The following is a 21,432-nucleotide window of genomic DNA, read 5'->3' on the forward strand; positions in this document are numbered from 1 at the left end:
CTCAGGGCGCGGGATGCGCGCCCGGCGCCGGCGCGGCCGCCTGCATGGGCGGCAGTTCCGGGGCCGAGGCCAGCAGCATGGTGGGCGGCGAAGAGACCTCCAGCCCTGCATCGTGCAGCCGCTTGAGCACGGTGAACAGCAGGGCGCTGCGCACCCCGTACGCGGCCCGCGGCGAGGACACGTAGCCCTTGGCGTTGAAGATCAGGTGACCGCCTTCGATGCCGTCCAGAAACACGTTCGGCGCCGGCGTCTCCAGCACGTCCTCGTGGTCGGCGAAGGCCTGCAGGATCAGGTCGTGCACCTGTTCGGCGTCGGTGGACAGGGGCAGCGGCAGCTTGATCTGGACCAGGCCCAGCGGGTTGGAGCGGGTCACGTTGCGCACGGTCTTGGTGACGAACTCCGAGTTCGGCACGATCACCGTCGAGCGGTCGCCCATCTGGATCTCGGTGGCGCGCACGTTGATGCGCAGGATGTCGCCCTCCACGCCGCCCAGCGAGACCCAGTCGCCCACCTTGACCGGACGTTCGGCCAGCAGGATCAGGCCCGACACGAAGTTCTGGACCACCGCCTGCAGGCCGAAACCGATACCCACCGACAGCGCGCTGGCGATCCACGCCACCCGTTCCAGGCCGATGCCGGCGGCCGACAGCGCCAGCGCCACGGCGGTCACCACGCCGGCATAGCCGAACAGCGTGGCGGCCGACAACTGCATGCCGGGGTCCAGCTCGGTGGTGGGCAGATAGCGGTTGGACAGCCAGCGCTTGAGCATCTTCACGCCCAGCAGCGACAGCCCCAGCACCAGCAGCGCCTGCAGCACCGCGCCCGGGCGGATCTGCGCCTCGCCGATGGCCAGGCCCTTGCGCAACTGGTCGAAGCGCTGCAGCAGGTCGGTGGGCGCTTCGCCGAACGGCGCCAGCAGCAGCGTGATGGCGAGCAGCCCGACAGCCACCCGGCCGACGCCGGACAGCAGCACCGCGGCCTGGTCGCGGATGCTGGGGGCTTCGCGCTCGCTGTCGCGGTGCGAAGTGCCCAGCAGCGTGCCGAAACCGTCTTCGATCAGGGTCGAGGCCAGATAGGCCGAGGCCAGCACGATGAGCGTCCACAGCGTCTGCTTGACCAGGAAGCTGCCGAACGCCACATAGCCGGCCAGCAGGCTGGCCAGGCTCAGTATCAGCACGGTCCAGATGGCGCTCAGCAGCAGCGACACCCAGAAAGGAATGGGCGCATCGCTTTCCTGCATCGCGCGGCGGCGCAGCCGGCGGCCGATGGCCAGCACCGCGCCGATCAGGGCCATGGTCATGACGGCGACGATGCCGGTCAGCGTGATCGTCGTCGTCAGGCTGGCGTTGAGCAGCACGGGCAGGCGCTCGGCCAGCCAGATCATCACCACCAGCACGCCCACCACGCCGGGCACCCAGCGCAGCCGCGTCGCCACGAGGTCGCTGATCGGCGGCAGGCGCCACGAGGGCCGGTTCGAGGACAGCAGCGCATAGCCCAGGCCGGACACGTAGCCGCCGAAACAGACCGTCGCCACCAGGTTGGCCAGCAGCGACGACGTGTTGTCGCTCAACTGCGAATTCCAGTCCAGGCCGACGTGGATCAGCAGCGCGATGATGCCCGGCGTGGCCACCGCCATGGCCACGTGGGTCAGCGCCAGGAACGAGCGCCGCAGCCGGCCCGGCGGGACGCGGGTGGCGGTCAGGCGCAGCAGCAGGCGGCCGATCCAGATGCGCAGGGCGATCGTCAGCGCGGCCGCGGCGGCCAGCAGCAGCCAGCCTCTTTTCGGGGTCTGCCCGACCGCGGTCGACAGGTTATCGCCCAGGTCCTCCAGGCGTTCCAGGTCGCGCGGGAATTCCGCGCGGAACTCGGTCCAGAACGGGTCGGAGAGAAAAGAGTCGCGCCGCTCTCCCAGGCGCGCCTGGAACTGGGTGCGGCGCTGCGCCGAGATCTGTTCCGCGGTCTGCCCGGCGTCCACCGACAGCAGCCGCGCCAGCTTGATCTGCGCGTCCAGCGCGCGATTGCTCTTTTCCAGCTGCGCGCGCTGCGCGGCCACGTCCGGCGCTTCCTTGGCGCCTTCGGGCGGCGTGCCCAGTTCGCTCAGCTTGGCCGCCACGCTGGCCAGTTGCGGCGCCAGCGCCTCGGCCGCGGCGTCCGCCTTGGACTGAATGTCCAGCGCTTCGCCGCGCTGCTTCACCAGGCTGGCGTCGTCGGTTTCGTCGGCCACGCGCTTGCGGATCTCGTCGATCTGCTTGCGCGCCGAGCCCAGCATGGCTTCGGTATCGGCCGGGGTGGGCGGCGAGGCCGCGACGGCGGGAAACAGGAACAGCGCCAGCAGCAGGGCCGCGACCAGCGCCATGAGCGAGGACGGCCGGGCGCGGCCGGTCCGCAGGGGCAGGGTAGAGGGAATAGGAATCATGTTTCAGGGCGAGTGGCTCGCATCGAGGCGGCAGCATAACAAGCCGCAGTCCTGCCCATTGCAACAAAAACTGGTGCTATGGCCCCATTTTTAACCCGGCCGCGATCGTCGCCAGCGGGCCGGCTGCGCGGCTATTGAAAAAAGGGGCAGATTGACGGGAGCGGCGGCCGGCGCCGGCGCCCGCAATCCAAGTTTACGTGGCCAACGTTTGGATTCAACTCGCCCGGCGCGCCGGCGCGTTTTTCGGCTTGCCCAGCACTTCGTCGCACACCTCCAGCCAGGCGCGCGCCGCGTGCGACAGGTAAACCGATTGCTGCCAGATATGGCCGACTTCCCACTGGATGCCGGACTTGGCCAGTTTGGCCGTGCTCAGGCCGCGCGTCTTGATCCGCTGCATCAGCGGCTCAGGCAGGAGCGCCACGCCCAGGCCCGCGGAAGCCATGGCCACCAGGAAATCCCAATGTGCGCTCTGCGCCGCGATGCCTGGCTGGAAGCCGGCCTCGGCGCAGGCCTGGCGCAGGCGCCGCGTGATGGCGAAATCGTCCGTGGGTATCAAGAGCCGCGCCTCGCGCAGCGCGCCCAGCGGCAGCGAAGTCTTGCCCGCCCACGGCGCGTCCGGCGGCCCGATCGCCCAGATGGGATAGCGGCCGAAGGGCTGGGCGGCCAGCCCGCCGTCGGGCGCGATCGGCAGGATGGTGGCGCCCACTTCAAGTTCGCCGCTTGCGACCAGGCCCTCGACCGCCTGCCCGGTGCCTTCGCGCAGGGTGAGGTGGATGCCGGGATGGCGCTCGCGAAAGCGCTTGACCACCGGCGTGAACAGCAGATTGATCATGGGCGGAATGCCGACCTCCAGCGCGCCGCGGCGCAGGTCCGTGGTCTGGCGCAGCTCGTCGGCGAGCTGGCGCATGGTCTCCAGCACCTGCAGCCCGCGCTGGTACATGACCCGGCCGGTATCGGTGGGGCGCGCGGTGTGGCCGTCGCGGATCAGCAGCGGCGTGCCGGCCTCGTCCTCCAGCTGGCGAATCATCTTGCTGACCGTCGATTGCGTTACGAACAGCGCCTTCGCGGCCTGCGTGAAGCTGGCATGCCTGACGGTTTCGACGAAATACCGCAATGCGCGCACGTCCATGGTCCGCGGCCCTCCCTTGCGCGCCATGCGCGGCTATGAGCAAACGATGAAGAAAACGACTGGATTGGATGATTTTAAGTCATTACGAGATTTGGGCCGGCCTTCCTATACTGCCGGAAAATCGTCCCTGGGCCGCCACGATCCGGCCGTGGGATCTCGGGAAACGCCGCGTCAGACGGCGCCTGGGCGCCAGGCTTCGCCGCGCCCCGCCGCCAGCCGTTGGCCCTTGAATCTGGAGACACCATGCATCTCGACCGTATCCGCCACCCTGGGCTGCGCGCCAAGATCACGTCCGCCGAACAGGCGGCTTTGCTGGTTCAGGACGGCATGACCGTCGGAATGAGCGGCTTCACCCGCGCCGGCGACTGCAAGTCTGTGCCGGCGGCGCTGGCGGCCCGCGCCGAGCGCGAGCCGCTGTCCATCACCCTGATCACCGGCGCCTCGCTCGGCCACGATACGGACAAGCTGCTGGCGCAGGCCAACGTCCTGGCGCGCCGCATGCCGTTCCAGGTCGACACCACGCTGCGCCGCAAGATCAACCAGGGCGAGATCGCCTTCATCGACCAGCACCTGTCCGAAACCGTCGAACAGCTGCGCGCCGGCCATATCGGCCCCATCAACGTGGCCATCATCGAGGCCGCCGCCATTACCGAGAGCGGCGCCATCGTGCCGACGATGTCGGTGGGCAACTCCGCCTCGTTCGCGCAGCAGGCCGACCGCATCATCATCGAACTGAACCTGAGCGTGCCCGCCGCCATCGAAGGGCTGCACGACATCTACGTGCCCGCCGACAGGCCGCAGCGCCAGCCCATCGGCCTGGTGTCGCCGGACCAGCGCATCGGCCAGACCTGTATCGAGGTCGACCCGGACAAGATCGCCGCCATCGTCATCACGAGCGAGCCGGACAGTCCCTCGAACGCCTTGCCGCCCGATGCCGAGACCAACGCCATCGCCGGCCACATCAACGCCTTCCTGCGCGGCGAAGTCGAGGCCGGCCGCCTGGACAATTCGCTCCTGCCGCTGCAGGCCGGCATCGGCACCATCGCCAACGCCGTGCTGCACGGATTCGAATCGTCCGGCTTCGAACGGCTGACCATGTATTCGGAGGTGCTGCAGGACAGCGCCATCGAACTGCTGGACCAGGGCAAGCTGGCCTTCGCCTCGGCTTCGTCGATCACGGTGTCCAAGCCCGTGTACGAAAAAATCCTGGCCAACATCGAGCATTACCGCGAACGCATCGTGCTGCGGCCGCAGGAAATCAGCAACGCGCCGGAAATCGTGCGCCGCCTGGGCATCATCGCGATCAACACCGCGCTGGAGTTCGACATCTACGGCAACGTGAATTCGACCCACGTGGGCGGCACGCACATGATGAACGGCATCGGCGGTTCGGGCGACTTCGCGCGCAACGCGCACCTGGCCATCTTCGTGTCCAAGTCCATGGCCAAGAACGGCGACATCTCCAGCGTCGTGCCCATGGTGTCCCACGTCGACCACACCGAACATGACGTGGACGTGCTGGTCACCGAATGCGGACTGGCCGACCTGCGCGGCCTGGCCCCGCGCGAACGCGCCCGCGCCATCATCGGCAACTGCGTGCATCCTTCGTACCGCGACGCCCTGCAGGACTACTTCGACCGCGCCTGCGAACGCGGCGGCCAGACCCCGCACCTGCTCGAGGAAGCGTTCTCCTGGCATCAGCGCTTCAATGAAACGGACTCGATGCAGCCCGCTGCGCCCACGGCGCGCAAGGTCGCCTGAGGCGGGGCGGCGTTATTTCGCCGCGGGGCCGGCCAGGCTGCGGCGCGACATCTCCAGCTCGTCGCGCAGCCACTGCTTCAGCGCCACCAGCGGCCCCCAGTCGCGCAGGCTGGGGCGATAGACCAGGTGATAGGTCTGCTCCTGCTCGTAATGGACGCTGACGGGCGAAACCTGCACCAGCCGTCCGGCGCATAGCGCGTCGGCCGCGAGCAGCTCGCGCCCCAGCGTGACGCCCAAGCCCTGCTCGGCCGCCTGCAGCATCATGCCGGCATCATTGAACGAAGCCACCGGCGTCACCGGCGTGCGCAGACCGGCCGCATTGAACCAGTGCTGCCACATCTCGCGTTCGCCCAGCAGGGGCTGGCGCGCCAGGGTCTGCGGGCTGCAATCCGGTAGCGCCGCCGCCGTCTCCGGCGAGGCCAGCACGATCAGCGGCAGGGGCACATCGAACAGCGGTTCCGATTCCACGCCCGGCCAGGGGCCGCGCCCATAGCGCAGCGCGGCATGAAAACCGTCGCGCAGCAGGTCGGCGACCTGCTGGGAAGAATCGATCTCCAGCGCCAGCCCCGGATGGCGGCTGCGCCAGCGCGCCATGCGCGGCAGCAGCCAGCGCTGCGCGAAGGACGGCAATACCGACACCCGCAAGCGTTGCTCGTCGCCGGTGGCGGCGGCCGACGCCGCCAGCACGCCTTCGTCCAGCTGCGTCAGCGCGCCCTGCACGGCGCACAGCAAGGCGGCGCCCGCGCTATTGAGCACGATGCCGCGCCCGCTGCGCTCGAACAGCGGGAAGCCCAGTTGTTCTTCCAGGCCCTTGATCTGTTGGCTGACGGCGCTGTGGGTCAGGTGCAGGCGCTCGGCGGCCGCGCGCAGATTCTGCAATTCGGCGACCGCACGGAAGGCGGGCAGGGTGTTCAGGGGCAGACGCATGGCGCACCGGGGGCGGGATATTGATTGGTCATCATAGCTTACCGATAACCGGCAAACAATTCGATTTTCTGCGGCTCGCTGGGCTATTACGCTTACCAAACACCTAGCCCCTATGGAGCCAGCCATGTCTGCGCATACCTGCTCTACCTCTCCCGTCGCGGTTTCCCGCGCCACGGCGACCCATGCATCCGGCAACCTCGCCGGTTGGCTGTGGTCCTGCTATCTCGGGTACCGCGCCAGGAATCGCCTGCGCCGGCTGGCCGCGGATCTGGACGAACACATGCTGCAGGACGTGGGAGCGCCCGACTGGCTGGTCAGCGAAGCCACGGTCAACCGGCAGCTGGCCCGCCTGCGCGATGCGAACTATCTGCGCTGGTAAGCAGGCCGGCCGTGCCGCCGCTTCCGCTCTCTATATATAGAGAACGAAGAGAATGGCGCGCGGCCGCCACCTTTGCCGAAAACTTGTGCTATAGTCTCGCTCCTTCGCAGTTCCTCCTTCGCAGTTCGGACAGTTTTTCGAACGGCGGGGCCAGGCAAGCATCATTGCATGGATCGCGCAAATCAGGCAGAAGTCAGTTGCGCAATTCGAAAATAATGTGCTATAGTCTTGGGCTTGGCAGTTACCGAAACGCTAGGGTTTACCTGATATTTCGATAGCTGCCAAAGAGGAAAGGGGCTGAAGAGGCCGCGGCAGGAAAGCAAAGCGATAAGCGACGCTGACTTGACAAGCGATAAAAACTTCTTCATAATCTCGTTTCTCTGCTGACACGGCGACCGGCGCGAAAGCGAAGTTGCTGCGAGGCAGGCAGTAAAGAATTTAGCAGTACCGCTCTTTAACAATTGAACAACCGATAAGTGTGGGCGCTTGATGCGAGTGCAGTGGTTGGGTTTAGGCCTGGCTACAAGCACAAGAAATCAAGTGCTCACTAGAAGTGAAGTACCTTAGATGTCAAGTCTAAGCACATACCTCACTTCCTTTGAGCAGCGACGTATGACTCGGTTCTTTGGAACCAAGGAAATACGAAACAAAACACAGAGATTGAACTGAAGAGTTTGATCCTGGCTCAGATTGAACGCTAGCGGGATGCCTTACACATGCAAGTCGAACGGCAGCACGGACTTCGGTCTGGTGGCGAGTGGCGAACGGGTGAGTAATGTATCGGAACGTGCCCAGTAGCGGGGGATAACTACGCGAAAGCGTAGCTAATACCGCATACGCCCTACGGGGGAAAGCAGGGGATCTTCGGACCTTGCACTATTGGAGCGGCCGATATCGGATTAGCTAGTTGGTGGGGTAACGGCCTACCAAGGCGACGATCCGTAGCTGGTTTGAGAGGACGACCAGCCACACTGGGACTGAGACACGGCCCAGACTCCTACGGGAGGCAGCAGTGGGGAATTTTGGACAATGGGGGAAACCCTGATCCAGCCATCCCGCGTGTGCGATGAAGGCCTTCGGGTTGTAAAGCACTTTTGGCAGGAAAGAAACGTCGCGGGCTAATACCCCGCGAAACTGACGGTACCTGCAGAATAAGCACCGGCTAACTACGTGCCAGCAGCCGCGGTAATACGTAGGGTGCAAGCGTTAATCGGAATTACTGGGCGTAAAGCGTGCGCAGGCGGTTCGGAAAGAAAGATGTGAAATCCCAGAGCTTAACTTTGGAACTGCATTTTTAACTACCGGGCTAGAGTGTGTCAGAGGGAGGTGGAATTCCGCGTGTAGCAGTGAAATGCGTAGATATGCGGAGGAACACCGATGGCGAAGGCAGCCTCCTGGGATAACACTGACGCTCATGCACGAAAGCGTGGGGAGCAAACAGGATTAGATACCCTGGTAGTCCACGCCCTAAACGATGTCAACTAGCTGTTGGGGCCTTCGGGCCTTGGTAGCGCAGCTAACGCGTGAAGTTGACCGCCTGGGGAGTACGGTCGCAAGATTAAAACTCAAAGGAATTGACGGGGACCCGCACAAGCGGTGGATGATGTGGATTAATTCGATGCAACGCGAAAAACCTTACCTACCCTTGACATGTCTGGAATGCCGAAGAGATTTGGCAGTGCTCGCAAGAGAACCGGAACACAGGTGCTGCATGGCTGTCGTCAGCTCGTGTCGTGAGATGTTGGGTTAAGTCCCGCAACGAGCGCAACCCTTGTCATTAGTTGCTACGAAAGGGCACTCTAATGAGACTGCCGGTGACAAACCGGAGGAAGGTGGGGATGACGTCAAGTCCTCATGGCCCTTATGGGTAGGGCTTCACACGTCATACAATGGTCGGGACAGAGGGTCGCCAACCCGCGAGGGGGAGCTAATCCCAGAAACCCGATCGTAGTCCGGATCGCAGTCTGCAACTCGACTGCGTGAAGTCGGAATCGCTAGTAATCGCGGATCAGCATGTCGCGGTGAATACGTTCCCGGGTCTTGTACACACCGCCCGTCACACCATGGGAGTGGGTTTTACCAGAAGTAGTTAGCCTAACCGTAAGGAGGGCGATTACCACGGTAGGATTCATGACTGGGGTGAAGTCGTAACAAGGTAGCCGTATCGGAAGGTGCGGCTGGATCACCTCCTTTCAGAGCTTAGTGCTCGTGTTAAGCGTCCACTCTTATCGGTTGTTTGATGTAGCTGGGATCGGGTTTATCCGGTCCAGCGTAGAAGCTAACTGATAGCGCTGCTTGCAGCCTTATCAGTTGGGTTTTACCCAACAGCTATATTTTGTTCTTTAACAATCTGGAAGAAGCACAACGAAATGTGCTCATCAAGTAATCGGCGTTTGCTGATGAAGATGGGTACGGGTTGTGATTGCATTAATTTTGTTCCAAGTTCTCAAGACTGGGGTGCAAACCTCAGACTGCTTTGAAACTTATGAACGGCACAAACGCGAATACTCAGGTCCTATAGCCTACAGCGTTATAGGATCAAGCGACTAAGTGCATATGGTGGATGCCTTGGCGATCACAGGCGATGAAGGACGTAGTAGCCTGCGAAAAGCTGCGGGGAGCTGGCAAACAAGCTTTGATCCGCAGATGTCCGAATGGGGAAACCCACTGCGCAAGCAGTATCCCTGGCTGAATACATAGGCCAGTGGAGGCGAACCGGGTGAACTGAAACATCTCAGTAGCTCGAGGAAAAGAAATCAACCGAGATTCCGAAAGTAGTGGCGAGCGAAATCGGAAAAGCCTTTACGTTTTAGCATTCAGGATAGTCGAACGGGATGGAAAGCCCGGCCGTAGCAGGTGATAGCCCTGTAGACGAAATTCTGAGTGTGGAACTAAGCGTAAGAAAAGTAGGGCGGGACACGTGAAATCCTGTTTGAAGATGGGGGGACCATCCTCCAAGGCTAAATACTCGTGATCGACCGATAGTGAACCAGTACCGTGAGGGAAAGGCGAAAAGAACCCCGGAAGGGGAGTGAAATAGATCCTGAAACCGTATGCATACAAACAGTAGGAGCCTCCTTGTGGGGTGACTGCGTACCTTTTGTATAATGGGTCAGCGACTTACATTCAGTGGCGAGGTTAACCGAATAGGGAAGCCGTAGCGAAAGCGAGTCCGAACAGGGCGATTCAGTCGCTGGGTGTAGACCCGAAACCAGATGATCTATCCATGGCCAGGTTGAAGGCACGGTAACACGTGCTGGAGGACCGAACCCACTAATGTTGAAAAATTAGGGGATGAGCTGTGGATAGGGGTGAAAGGCTAAACAAATCTGGAAATAGCTGGTTCTCTCCGAAAACTATTTAGGTAGTGCCTCAAGTATTACTGCGGGGGGTAGAGCACTGTTATAGCTAGGGGGTCATGGCGACTTACCAAACTATGGCAAACTCCGAATACCCGCAAGTACAGCTTGGGAGACAGAGCACCGGGTGCTAACGTCCGGACTCAAGAGGGAAACAACCCAGACCGCCAGCTAAGGTCCCAAATTATCGCTAAGTGGGAAACGAAGTGGGAAGGCATAGACAGTCAGGAGGTTGGCTTAGAAGCAGCCATCCTTTAAAGAAAGCGTAATAGCTCACTGATCGAGTCGTCCTGCGCGGAAGATGTAACGGGGCTAAGCGATAAACCGAAGCTGCGGGTGTGCACTTTGTGCACGCGGTAGGAGAGCGTTCTGTAAGCCTGCGAAGGTGGCTTGTAAAGGCTGCTGGAGGTATCAGAAGTGCGAATGCTGACATGAGTAGCGATAAAGAGGGTGAAAAGCCCTCTCGCCGTAAGTCCAAGGTTTCCTGCGCAACGTTCATCGGCGCAGGGTGAGTCGGCCCCTAAGGCGAGGCAGAGATGCGTAGCTGATGGGAAGCTGGTTAATATTCCAGCACCGTCGTACAGTGCGATGGGGGGACGGATTGCGGAAGATCATCAGGGTGTTGGATGTCCCTGTTGACGTATCGAAGATGGCGCTTAGGCAAATCCGGGCGCGTAAATCAAGGGTACGGCACGAGCGAGCATTGCTTGCGAAGTGATTGGAAGTGGTTCCAAGAAAAGCCTCTAAGCTTCAGCTGTACGAGACCGTACCGCAAACCGACACAGGTGGACGGGATGAATATTCCAAGGCGCTTGAGAGAACTCAGGAGAAGGAACTCGGCAAATTGATACCGTAACTTCGGGAGAAGGTATACCCCGGTAGTGTGAAGCGCCTGCGCGCTTAGCATGATGGGGTCGCAGAGAATCGGTGGCTGCGACTGTTTATTAAAAACACAGCACTCTGCAAAGACGAAAGTCGACGTATAGGGTGTGACGCCTGCCCGGTGCCGGAAGGTTAAGTGATGGGGTGCAAGCTCTTGATCGAAGCCCCGGTAAACGGCGGCCGTAACTATAACGGTCCTAAGGTAGCGAAATTCCTTGTCGGGTAAGTTCCGACCTGCACGAATGGCGTAACGATGGCCACACTGTCTCCTCCTGAGACTCAGCGAAGTTGAAGTGTTTGTGATGATGCAATCTACCCGCGGCTAGACGGAAAGACCCCATGAACCTTTACTGTAGCTTTGCATTGATCTGTGAACCGGCCTGTGTAGGATAGGTGGGAGGCTTTGAAGCGTAGTCGCCAGATTACGTGGAGCCATCCTTGAAATACCACCCTGGTTTGTTTGCGGTTCTAACCTTGGTCCGTTATCCGGATCGGGGACAGTGCATGGTGGGCAGTTTGACTGGGGCGGTCTCCTCCCAAAGTGTAACGGAGGAGTTCGAAGGTACGCTAGGTACGGTCGGAAATCGTGCTGATAGTGCAATGGCATAAGCGTGCTTGACTGTGAGACTGACAAGTCGAACAGGTGCGAAAGCAGGACATAGTGATCCGGTGGTTCTGAATGGAAGGGCCATCGCTCAACGGATAAAAGGTACTCTGGGGATAACAGGCTGATACCGCCCAAGAGTTCATATCGACGGCGGTGTTTGGCACCTCGATGTCGGCTCATCTCATCCTGGGGCTGTAGCCGGTCCCAAGGGTATGGCTGTTCGCCATTTAAAGAGGTACGTGAGCTGGGTTTAAAACGTCGTGAGACAGTTTGGTCCCTATCTGCCGTGGGCGTTGGATACTTGACGGAGCCTGCTCCTAGTACGAGAGGACCGGAGTGGACGTACCTCTGGTGTACCGGTTGTCATGCCAATGGCATTGCCGGGTAGCTAAGTACGGAAGAGATAACCGCTGAAGGCATCTAAGCGGGAAACTCGTCTGAAGATTAGGTATCCCGGGGACTTGATCCCCCTGAAGGGTCGTTCGAGACCAGGACGTTGATAGGTCGGGTGTGGAAGCGCAGTAATGCGTTAAGCTAACCGATACTAATTGCCCGTGAGGCTTGATCCTATAACACTGATGGTTATTGACCTGGTTATAGCGTTCCAAGTGTCGTTCAAGACAAAATCTGGCTGCACCGTCGGCAGCCAGCCAACATCGCATCCCATCGTGCGCGATCATCGAGTTCGACTCTGATCGCCACGCGTTGTGTTTCTTCCCAGATTGGAGCTGTTGCGCCTAGCCGCAGCCGCTCAACCAGTTACGCCTGACGACCATAGCGAGTTGGTCCCACTCCTTCCCATCCCGAACAGGACAGTGAAACGACTTTGCGCCGATGATAGTGGACGGACGTCTGTGAAAGTAGGTCATCGTCAGGCTTTTATTCCTCAAAACCCCACAGGTAAATCCTGTGGGGTTTTGTTTTTTGGGGCAACGTTTTTTGCCGACGGGCTAGGGCAACTGGCGGCGCAGCGCCTCGAAGAACAGTTCGGATTGCAGGCGTTCGCCCTGCATCTGGGCGGCCACCTTGGCGGAGAGTCCGGGATCGACCGGCATCAGCGCCCGCCCGGTGGATTGCGCCAGCACCTGGGCCGTACAGGCGCGCTCAAGGAAGAAAAGATCGTCGTAGGCGTAGTCGATGCGTTCGCCGCAGACGACCACGCCGTGGTTGCCCAGGAAGACCACGTCCGCGCCCTGCATGGCGCGGGCGATGCGCTCGCCTTCGCCGACGTCCAGCGCCAGGCCGTTGTAGTCCGCGTCGATGGCCAGGCGCCCGTGGAAGCGCATGGCGTTCTGCGACAGCGTGGTGTCGAGCGCGCGATCGGCGGTGAGCGTCAGCGCGGTGGCGTAGGGCATGTGCGTATGCAGGACGCAGGCCTTGCCGGCGATGCGGTGGATGGCGGCATGGATGAACATGGCGGTCGGCTCGACCTCATGGCGGCCGGCCAGCTTGTTGCCGTGGGCGTCGACCAGGACGATGTCCTCGGCCTGGACCTCGTTCCACATCAGGCCGCGCGGGTTGAGCAGGAAATGGTCGGGATCGCCGGGCAGCGCGACGCTGAAATGGTTGCACACACCTTCGCCCAGCCCGTGGAAGGCGGCCGCCCGCAGCGCGAGCGCCAGGTCGGCGCGCAGCGCGGCGACGGGTTCGGCGTGAAAGAGCGTATCGGCGTAGCGGGGTTCGTGGTTCATGGCTGCCTTTTCGGGGGAGGTTGAGGGTGCGTGTCCGTCACGATCAGCTCAGGTCGCCGTCCACGTAATACCACTTGCCGTCTTCGCGCACGAAGCGGCTCAGCTCGTGCAGGCGATGGGCGCGGCCGGCCTGGCGGCTGCGCGCGACGAACTCCACGGTGGCGTGGTCGGCGTCCTGATCGCGCGCCTGCTTGACCGTCAGGCCCAGCCATTTGAGATCCGGCGGATTCGGTTCCAGCGCGGCGGGTCGGGTGCTGGGATGCCAGGTGGCCAGCAGGTACGGCAGCTTGTCGAGCACGAAGGCGCTGTAGCGCGAGCGCATCAGCGCTTCGGCGCTGGGCGCCTGCAGGGCGAGCGGGCCGTCGTGCCAGCGGCCGCAGCATTCGGGATAGGCCTGGGAACTGCCGCAGGGGCAGGCCGCGGCCGTGTTGCGCGAGGGTTTCGCCACGATGCTTGCGCCGCGCTCAGGCCCGCAGGTCCGCGTATTCGGGATGGCGGCGCATATAGGCGTCCGCGTACGAACACGAAGGCCGCACTTTCCAGCCTTGGGCGCGCGCCGCCTCCAGCGCGTGGCGGGTCAGTTCGGCGGCGATGCCGCGTCCGCCGACCTGGCTGGGCACGCCGGTGTGGGTGATGGTCATGACGTGGTCTTGCAGGTGGTAGTCGAGCACGCACAGCACGCCGTCGACGGTGGCGGTGTAGCGGGAGCGTTCGGTGTCTTGCGTCACGGAAATCATGCGTATGGTTCCTGGGTTCGGGTGAGCGGTTCAGCGCTGCAGGGCCTTGAGCAGCGCGGTGAGATCGGCGTCGCGGGCCTGCACCAGATCCGCCATGCTGCGCGCGCCGGCCTCGGCCTGGACGCCTTCGATCAGGCGCTGCTGCAGCTCGGGCGTCATCTCGGGCGTGCCGAGATCGTCCCACCAGGTCTGCACCGGGCCGAGCAGATGGTGCATGAAATTCGCCAGGCCGCCCGGGCCGCCGCCGAGATTGAAGGTCATGTGCGGGCCGAACAGCGCCCAGCGCAGGCCGGGACCCTGGGACACGGCGGCGTCGATGTCGGCGACGCTGGCGACGTTCTCCGCCGCCAGGTGGATGGCCTCGCGCCAGAGCGCGGCCTGCAGGCGGTTGGCGATGTGGCCGGGCACTTCCTTGTTCAGCCGGATCGGGTACTTGCCCATGCTGCGGTAGAACGCGATGCTGCGGTCCATGGTGTCGGCCGAGGTCTGCTCGCCGCCCACCACCTCGACCAGCGGGATCAGATGCGGCGGATTGAAGGGGTGGCCGATCACGAAGCGCGAGGCATGGCGGCAGCGCGATTGCAGCCGGCTCATGATGAGGCCGGAGGAACTGGAGGCGACGATGACGTGGGGCGGCAGCAGCGCGTCCATGCGCGCGAAGAGTTCGGTCTTGAAGTCTTCGCGTTCGGGGCCGTTTTCCTGGACGAAGTCCACGCCGGCCAGGGCGCGCTCCAGGTCCGGCTCGAAGCTGAGCGCTTCGGCCGTGGCGCCCGGGACCACGCGGCCCAGTTCGGTCAGCACCGGCCAGGCGGCCTGCACGCGGGCGCGCGTCTGCGCTTCGGCGTCGGGGGCTGGATCGCTGACCACGACCTCCAGGCCGCGGGCCAGGAACAGCGCGGCCCAGCTGGCGCCGATGGTGCCGGCGCCCACGATGGCGACTCTGCGGATGGCGGGAAGAGGCGTGGACGAACGGGGCGTAAGGGCTTCCGGCATGCAAGGCTCCTGTTGGGACGGATAGGAGCATTGTGAAGCAAACGCCGGACCCTTGCCACGCGGTCAGGCGTTGCGGGCGCGGCGCAGATAACGCCAGCCGAGCGCCACGGCCAGCAGGTAGCTCGCGGCGATCACGCCGTAGGCCACGGGCAGCGCGTCGCGCCATTGCGGCAGCAGATGCAGGATGGTGCCCATCAGGGCGACGCCGACCAGCGCGCCCGATTGCCGGTTGGCGTTCAACGCCGCGGCCGCGCTGTTCGCATGGCTTTTGCCGGATACCTGCATGACCACGCTGGTCATCGCGGGCACGGCGATGCCCACGCCCAGGTTGGCCAGCGCGACGATGGCGGCGAACGGCCAGTAGGCGAGGCCGGGCGTGACGGCGTAGATCGCGACGCTGCTCAGCGCCGCGGCCAGCGCCATGCCGCCCAGCAGCGAGGCCGATACGTTCCAGCGCGCCGAGATCCGCGCCGAGATCAGGTTGCCGATGGAGAACACCGCCAGCATCGGCACCAGCTCGATGCCGGTCTGCAAGGCGTCGGCGCCGCGCGCCTGCTGCAGGAACAGGCTGAGCAGAAAGAGCTGTCCGTAGGACGCGAGGTTGATCAGGAAGCCGATGCCGTTGGCCGCCGCGAACTGCGGCGTGGCGAACAGCGCGCGCGGGACGATGGGCTCGGCGTGGCGGCGTTCGCGCCGCAGCAGCAGCGCCGCGCTGCCCAGGAACAGGGCGGCGGCCAGCGCGATGCGCGCGGACGTCCAGCCATAGGCGTTGCCCTGGATCAGCGCGAAGCACAGCGAGGACAGCGCGGTCACGCCGAGCAGGTGGCTGAGCGGATTGAGCGCGCGCGGCCGGCGCGGCGCGGGCTGGATGCGCCGGCGCGCCAGCCACAGGCCCGCGAGTCCCAGCGGGATGTTGATGAGGAAGATTCCGCGCCAGCCGAACTGGTGGATCAGCACGCCGCCCATCAAGGGGCCGGCGGCGCCGGCGACCGCCACGATCGCCGACCAGGCGGCCAGCATGCGGTTGCGCGTCTGCTCGTCGTCGTAGGCGTGGGTCAGCAGGCTGAGCGAGCTGGGCATGAACAGGGCCGCGCCCAGGCCTTGCAGCATGCGCGCCAGGATCAGCATATCGGCGCCGGAGGCCAGCCCGCACAGCAGCGAGGCCAGGGTGAAGACGCCCAGCCCGGCCAGATAGATGGTCTTGGCCCCGTAGCGGTCGGCCAGCGCGCCGGCCACCAGCAGCAGGGCCGCGAAGGTGAGCGTGTAGCCGTCGACGATCCAGACCAGGTCGGTCAGCGGCACGGTGAATTGCAGCGCGATGCTGGGCAGGGCGACGTTGACGACGGTGACGTCGAGCATGGCCATGACGAAGCCGATCGCCAGCGTGACGAGCGGCAGCAGTCCGGCGGCGGCGGGTTTGGCGTCCAGGGCGCTGGCGTGGGGGCAGGCGGAATTCATGATGGTGCGAGGTTCGACGGCTTTGGAGGAGAGAAGCGTAGGCGCTTTCATTGATGCAAAAAAGCCGTATAACTGCTTTATAGTGATGCAGAAATGCATCTGTCAGGTGAAGCATGGATTGGGACAACGCCAGGATTTTCCTGGCCATCTACCGCATAGGCACGCTGCGCGGGGCCGCCGCGCTGCTGCAGATCGACCAGGCCACGGCCGGGCGGCGGCTGGCTGCGCTGGAATCGTCGCTGGACGCGCGGCTGTTCCTGCGCACGCCGAGCGGCTATGTGCCGACGGCCGCCGGCGAGCTGGCGTTCGCCGCGGCCGAGCGCATGGAGCAGGCCGCCGACCAGCTGCAGCGCCAGATGCAGGGCATGGACCACAGGCTGTCCGGCGTGGTGCGCGTGGCGACCTCGGAAACCGTGGCCCGGTACTTCGTCATGGAGGCCGTGCGGCGCGTGCACGCCCAGCATCCCGACATCCGGGTGACGCTGTCCACGGCGATCCAGCTGAGCAACCTGACGCGCCGCGAGGCGGACCTGGCGATACGCAATCTCAGGCCGGACAACCCCGACCTGATCCACCGCCACCTGGCGCGCAAGGAGGTCGGGCTGTACGCGTCGCGCTCGTACCTGGCCGCGCATGGCGAGCCGCGCCCGGGCACGGCGTTCGCCGGGCACACGCTGGTGACCTACCAGCAGTCGGTGCTGCCGGGCTGGTCCGACACGTTCTGCGGCGAACCCACGGGCAACGGCCGCATCGGCCTGGAGCTGAATTCGGGGCTGATGATCATCGAGGCCGTGGCGGCCGGCCTGGGCATAGGCGAGCTGCCCACGCACATGGCGCCGGACTATCCGGACCTGGTCCGGATCTGGCCGCACCGCAGCGAGTCCTACGATCTGTGGCTGGTGATGCATGGCGACCTGAACCGCACCGCCCGCGTGCGCGCGGTGGCCGACGCCATCGTCGAGGTTTTCGAACAGGACGGGTAGCGGCGCCGCGCCGCCCGCGCGGCTTGTGGGAGCCGGCGCCAGGCGCTAAGGTGGACGGGCCTTGCACAACCACCTATCAGGAGTCGCGCGTGTCCGATCTTTGGCGTTTGTCCGCAGTTGAGCTTGCCGCCCGCATCCGCAAGCGTGAGGTGTCCGCCCGCGAAGCCGCGCTGAGCGCGCTGGGGCGGCTGGAAGCCGTCAATCCCGCCATCAATGCCGTGGTCGACCATCGTCCCGAGTCGGTGCTGGAACAGGCGGCCGAGGTCGACGCGGCGCTGGCGCGCGGCGAGGCGCCGGGCCCGCTGGCGGGTGTGCCCGTCACGGTCAAGATCAACGTGGACCAGGCGGGCTTCGCCACCACCAACGGGGTGGGCCTGCAGAAGGACCTGATCGCCGCCGAGAACAGCCCGGTGGTGGACAATCTGCGGCGCGCGGGCGCGGTCATCCTGGGCCGCACCAACACGCCGGCGTTCTCGCTGCGCTGGTTCACCGGCAACCGGCTGCACGGCGATACGCTGAACCCGCGCAATCCGGCGCTGACGCCGGGAGGCTCTTCGGGCGGCGCGGCCTCGGCGGTGGCGGCCGGCATCGGCCAGCTGGCGCACGGCACCGACATCGCCGGTTCGATCCGCTATCCGGCCTATGCCTGCGGCGTGCACGGCCTGCGGCCGACGCTGGGGCGCGTGGCGGCGTACAACGCGGCGCTGCCGGAACGCTCCATCGGCGGGCAGCTGACGGCGGTGTCGGGGCCGCTGGGGCGCAGCATCGCGGACCTGCGGCTGGGGCTGGCGGCGCTGGCCGCGCCGGACCCGCGCGATCCGTGGTGGGTGCCGGCGCCCTTGCAGGGCCCCGAGGCGCCGCGCAGGGCGGCGCTATGCCTGAACCCCGACGGCATGGACACCGCGCCGGCGGTGGTCAAGGCGCTGCAGGAGGCGGCGCACCGCCTGAGCGAGGCGGGCTGGACGGTGGACACGCTGGACAGCCTGCCGCCCATGCAGGAGGCGGCCGACCTGCAGATCCGCATGTGGCTGGCCGACGGCTACGACGCCATGGTGGCGGCGGCCGAGAAAGAAGGCGATCCGGGCGCGCTGGCGGCGCTGGCGGGCCAGCGCGAGAAAGCGGCCGGCATCGACCTGGCGGGGTTTTCCGCGCTGCTGACGCGCCGCGCCACGCTGACGCGGCTGTGGGCGCTGTTTTTCGCCGAGTATTCGGCGCTGCTGCTGCCGGTGTCGGCCGAGCTGCCGTTTCCGGATAGGCTCGACCTGCAGGGCGACGCGGCCTACGCCCGCGTGTGGCGCGCCCAGATGACGCAGATCGGGGTGCCGTTCATGGGCCTGCCGGGCCTGTCGGTCGCCATGGGCAGCGCCATGAGCGAGGCCGGCCCGAGTCCGGTCGGGGTGCAGGTGGTGGCGGGCCGCTACCGCGAAGACCTGTGCCTGGCGGTCGGTGAAATCATCGAGGCGGGCGGCGAGGCCGTGGGCATCGCCGAACCCGCGGTCCGCGCCTAGGCGGACGGTTGCGTCGCCGGCCCGGCGAAACGCAGCCGCAGCACGCCGAGATCGCCGTAGGCCAGTTCCAGCTCGCGGCCGGCGGGCACGTCCAGGAAACCGGCGTACGAGCCGGTGATCACGTGCTGGCCGGCACGCAGGCCCAGGCCCTGGCCGCGCAGGAAATTGGCCAGCCAGTACAGCCCGGCCTTGGGGCGGTCGTTCGGATGCACGCCCGCGTGCTGCTCGGCCTGCAGGCCATCCATGGACAGCGTGATGGCCATGCTGGCGGGCACGGTGTGCGGCGAGGCGATGCGCGGACCCAGCACCAGCCCCAGGTTGAACATATGGTCGGCCAGCAGCTCCGGCACGCTGGCGTGCTCGGGACTGGCGTAGCGGCAGCCCAGGATTTCCAGGGCCAGGCGCGCGCCGCCGATGGCGGCGTCGATCTCGGCTTCGGTATAGGGCTCGGCGCGGGCCGGCAGGTCCTGCGCGAGCTCGAAGGCGATTTCCGGTTCGATGCGCAGCACGTCGGTGCGCGCGGGGATCGGGCCGGCCTCGGCATGGGCCACGGTGGACGCGTAGATGGGCGCGACCACGGCTTTTTCGGGCGAGGGCAGCGCGCTCTTCCAGGCGGCGATGTCGTCGTGGCGCTCCTCGCGCAGCAATTGCGCGGTGCGCTGCTGCACGGCGAAGGCCTGGTCCAGCGATTGCGGGCGGCAGCCGGCGGGCAGGCGCGGGCCGGCGACGCCGGATTCGCGCGCGGCGATGAGCAGGCGCGCCGCCTTCAGGCAGCCGGGATAGTCTTCGATGCCGATTTGCATGGTCAGACTCCCAGGTAAATCATGATCCACAGCGCGACCATGGCGATCAGGCCCAGCCAGCACGAGCCCCAGAAGCCGACGATCGGCCATTTCAGCGAAAGCGGAATCTTCTTGGGCTCGACGTGGCCGAGCAGATCGTTGGCGTTGCCGACCAGCCAGAACCGCGTGCCGGGGAACATCAGGCGGAAGAAATAATCGAGCGTGATCGCCGCCCGCACCGCCAGCGGATACTGGGCGAACGTGCGGTGCTGCAGGTAGGGGTGCTTGAGCGCGGCGTTGATCTGTTTGCTCTTGACGAAGAACAGGACGATTCCGCTGATGGAGCAGGTGATGAAACACAGCACGAAGAGGCTGAAGGCCATGGAGATGGCGGCTGAATGCATGGGGAGTCTCTGCGTTGCGCGGTAGGCCGCGTCTGGATGATGAAAAGCGGGTGGATTGCCTGGAGCCGTATTGTAGAAGCCCTGGCGCGGCCCCGTGTTCAGGGCCGCGTCAGCCGTGGCGCGCGGGTCAGCCGCGCACCTGGCCTTCGCCGTTGAGCACCCACTTCAGCGTGGTCAGGCCTTCCAGGCCGACCGGGCCGCGCGCGTGCAGGCGGTTGGTCGAGATGCCGATCTCGGCGCCCAGGCCGTACTCGAACCCATCGGCGAAGCAGGTGGGCAGGTTGACGTAGACCGAGCTGGAATCGACTTCGCGCTGGAAACGCTGCGCGGCCGACAGGTCTTCGGTGACGATGGCGTCGGTGTGGCCGGAACCCCAGCGCGCGATGTGCTCGATCGCGTCGTCCAGCGAGTCGACGATGCGCACCGCCAGGATCGGGCCCAGGTATTCGGTGGCCCAGTCCTCGTCGGTGGCGGGCTTGGCGTGCGGCAGCAGGGCCAGCGTGCGCGGGCAGCCGCGCAGTTCGACGCCGCGTTCGCCGAGGTCGGCGGCCAGGCTGGGCAGGATGGAGACGGCGGCCACCGCGTCGATCAGCAGCGTCTCCATGGCGCCGCAGATGCCGTAGCGGTAGGTCTTGGCGTTGACCGCGATGGCGTGCGCCTTGTCCGGGTCGGCGGCCGCGTCGATATAGACGTGGCAGTTGCCGTCCAGGTGCTTGATCAGCGGCACGCGAGCCTCTTGCGACAGGCGCGCGATCAGGCCCTTGCCGCCGCGCGGCACGATGACGTCGATGTGCTCGGTCATGGTGATGAGCTTGCCCACCGCGGCGCGGTCGGCGGTGGCCACCACCTGCACCGCGTCCTGCGGCAGGCCGGCGGCGGCCAGGCCCTTCTGCACGATGCGGCCGAGCGCGATGTTGGAATGCAGCGCTTCGCTGCCGCCGCGCAGGATGGCGGCGTTGCCCGACTTCAGGCACAGCGCCGCGGCGTCGATCGTCACGTTGGGCCGGGATTCGTAAATGATGCCGATCACGCCCAGCGGCACGCGCATCTGGGCCACGCGCATGCCGTTGGGGCGCACGGTGGTGGCGGTGATGCTGCCGATCGGGTCGGGCAGGGCGGCGATCTGGCGCAGGCCTTCGGCCATGTGCGCCAGCGTCTTGTCCGACAGGCTCAGGCGGTCCAGCAGCGCCGGCTCCAGCCCGTTGGCGCGCGCGGCGGCCAGGTCTTTCTCGTTGGCGGCCTTGAGTTCTTCGTGGCTGGCGGCGAGCGCGTCGGCCATGGCCAGGAGCGCCTGGTTCTTGGCGGCGCCGCTGGCGCGCATCATGGCGCGCGAGGCGCGGCGGGCGTTTTCGCCCAGGGTGAGCATGGCTTGTTCGATGGAGGACGAGGACATGGCGGCGTCGATCATGAAGTATG

15 protein-coding genes and 3 rRNA genes are annotated in these 21,432 nt (G+C 65.0%); 7 read left to right on the forward strand and 11 right to left on the reverse strand.

What is annotated here, in order from left to right; all coding sequences use genetic code 11:
- Position 1: 1 nt before the first annotated feature.
- Together AC1IQ6_RS07640 and AC1IQ6_RS07645 are read right to left on the reverse strand one after the other, a co-directional pair.
- Positions 2-2,416: a DUF3772 domain-containing protein gene (locus AC1IQ6_RS07640; RefSeq protein WP_102776230.1), complete on the reverse strand. Its 2,415-nt coding sequence runs from the start codon at positions 2,414-2,416 to the stop codon at positions 2-4.
- A 214-nt stretch (positions 2,417-2,630) separates the two neighbouring features.
- The gene (locus AC1IQ6_RS07645) at positions 2,631-3,545 is read right to left on the reverse strand and encodes a LysR family transcriptional regulator (RefSeq protein WP_111825583.1); all 915 of its coding nucleotides are present in this window, start codon (positions 3,543-3,545) and stop codon (positions 2,631-2,633) included.
- A gap of 243 nt (positions 3,546-3,788) precedes the next feature.
- Here AC1IQ6_RS07645 and scpC point away from each other — a divergent pair, with 243 nt between their 5' ends.
- Positions 3,789-5,306 (forward strand): succinyl-CoA:acetate CoA-transferase ScpC, encoded by a 1,518-nt coding sequence (gene scpC / locus AC1IQ6_RS07650; RefSeq protein ID WP_485866082.1) that lies wholly within the window; start codon positions 3,789-3,791, stop codon positions 5,304-5,306.
- A gap of 12 nt (positions 5,307-5,318) precedes the next feature.
- Here the strand turns inward: scpC and AC1IQ6_RS07655 are convergent, their stop codons facing one another.
- On the reverse strand, positions 5,319-6,233 hold the full coding sequence (locus AC1IQ6_RS07655) for a LysR substrate-binding domain-containing protein (RefSeq protein ID WP_102776228.1): 915 nt from the start codon (positions 6,231-6,233) through the stop codon (positions 5,319-5,321).
- 124 nt (positions 6,234-6,357) lie between these two features.
- Here AC1IQ6_RS07655 and AC1IQ6_RS07660 point away from each other — a divergent pair, with 124 nt between their 5' ends.
- The 4 genes from AC1IQ6_RS07660 to rrf all read left to right on the forward strand — a co-directional run bounded on the left by AC1IQ6_RS07660 (position 6,358) and on the right by rrf (position 12,337).
- Positions 6,358-6,612: an isoleucyl-tRNA synthetase gene (locus AC1IQ6_RS07660; protein ID WP_247747959.1), complete on the forward strand. Its 255-nt coding sequence runs from the start codon at positions 6,358-6,360 to the stop codon at positions 6,610-6,612.
- 662 nt (positions 6,613-7,274) lie between these two features.
- Positions 7,275-8,805: ribosomal RNA gene (locus tag AC1IQ6_RS07665) — 16S ribosomal RNA — on the forward strand.
- 343 nt (positions 8,806-9,148) lie between these two features.
- Positions 9,149-12,029 (forward strand): 23S ribosomal RNA (locus AC1IQ6_RS07670).
- Positions 12,030-12,224: 195 nt separating this feature from the next.
- Positions 12,225-12,337, forward strand: a 5S ribosomal RNA gene (gene rrf, locus AC1IQ6_RS07675).
- Together the 16S, 23S and 5S rRNA genes form the textbook arrangement of a ribosomal RNA operon.
- A 73-nt stretch (positions 12,338-12,410) precedes the next feature.
- Here rrf and AC1IQ6_RS07680 read toward each other — a convergent pair.
- The 5 genes from AC1IQ6_RS07680 to AC1IQ6_RS07700 form a co-directional block, all read right to left on the reverse strand.
- Positions 12,411-13,151 carry an aldolase gene (locus tag AC1IQ6_RS07680; RefSeq protein ID WP_485866083.1) on the reverse strand — a complete coding sequence of 247 codons (741 nt, stop codon included), beginning with the start codon at positions 13,149-13,151 and terminating at the stop codon, positions 12,411-12,413.
- A 43-nt stretch (positions 13,152-13,194) separates the two neighbouring features.
- Positions 13,195-13,599 carry a YchJ family protein gene (locus tag AC1IQ6_RS07685; RefSeq protein ID WP_209166127.1) on the reverse strand — a complete coding sequence of 135 codons (405 nt, stop codon included), beginning with the start codon at positions 13,597-13,599 and terminating at the stop codon, positions 13,195-13,197.
- 16 nt (positions 13,600-13,615) lie between these two features.
- Entirely contained in the window at positions 13,616-13,888 is a 273-nt protein-coding gene (locus AC1IQ6_RS07690) for a GNAT family N-acetyltransferase (protein ID WP_102772805.1), read from the reverse strand.
- A 30-nt stretch (positions 13,889-13,918) separates the two neighbouring features.
- A complete protein-coding gene (locus tag AC1IQ6_RS07695) occupies positions 13,919-14,881 on the reverse strand; it encodes a 3-hydroxyacyl-CoA dehydrogenase NAD-binding domain-containing protein (RefSeq protein WP_102772804.1) in 963 nt (320 codons plus the stop codon).
- 63 nt (positions 14,882-14,944) lie between these two features.
- A complete protein-coding gene (locus tag AC1IQ6_RS07700; RefSeq protein ID WP_111827088.1) occupies positions 14,945-16,339 on the reverse strand; it encodes an MFS transporter in 1,395 nt (464 codons plus the stop codon).
- Between the two features lie 113 nt (positions 16,340-16,452).
- Here AC1IQ6_RS07700 and AC1IQ6_RS07705 point away from each other — a divergent pair, with 113 nt between their 5' ends.
- Together AC1IQ6_RS07705 and AC1IQ6_RS07710 are read left to right on the forward strand one after the other, a co-directional pair.
- Positions 16,453-17,322 (forward strand): LysR family transcriptional regulator, encoded by an 870-nt coding sequence (locus AC1IQ6_RS07705; protein ID WP_102772802.1) that lies wholly within the window; start codon positions 16,453-16,455, stop codon positions 17,320-17,322.
- Between the two features lie 89 nt (positions 17,323-17,411).
- Positions 17,412-18,830, forward strand: coding sequence for an amidase family protein (locus tag AC1IQ6_RS07710; protein ID WP_485866084.1), 1,419 nt, complete (start codon positions 17,412-17,414; stop codon positions 18,828-18,830).
- Here the strand turns inward: AC1IQ6_RS07710 and AC1IQ6_RS07715 are convergent.
- The 3 genes from AC1IQ6_RS07715 to AC1IQ6_RS07725 form a co-directional block, all read right to left on the reverse strand.
- Positions 18,827-19,633 carry a 2-keto-4-pentenoate hydratase gene (locus tag AC1IQ6_RS07715; protein WP_485866085.1) on the reverse strand — a complete coding sequence of 269 codons (807 nt, stop codon included), beginning with the start codon at positions 19,631-19,633 and terminating at the stop codon, positions 18,827-18,829. The genes AC1IQ6_RS07710 and AC1IQ6_RS07715 overlap by 4 nt on opposite strands.
- A gap of 2 nt (positions 19,634-19,635) precedes the next feature.
- Positions 19,636-20,016, reverse strand: coding sequence for a hypothetical protein (locus tag AC1IQ6_RS07720; RefSeq protein WP_168202316.1), 381 nt, complete (start codon positions 20,014-20,016; stop codon positions 19,636-19,638).
- Between the two features lie 127 nt (positions 20,017-20,143).
- Complete coding sequence (locus AC1IQ6_RS07725) at positions 20,144-21,424, reverse strand: glutamate-5-semialdehyde dehydrogenase (protein ID WP_485866086.1); 1,281 nt, start codon at positions 21,422-21,424, stop codon at positions 20,144-20,146.
- Positions 21,425-21,432 lie beyond the last annotated feature (8 nt).

The sequence above is a fragment of the Achromobacter sp. MUI-25009338 genome, assembly GCF_057359325.1.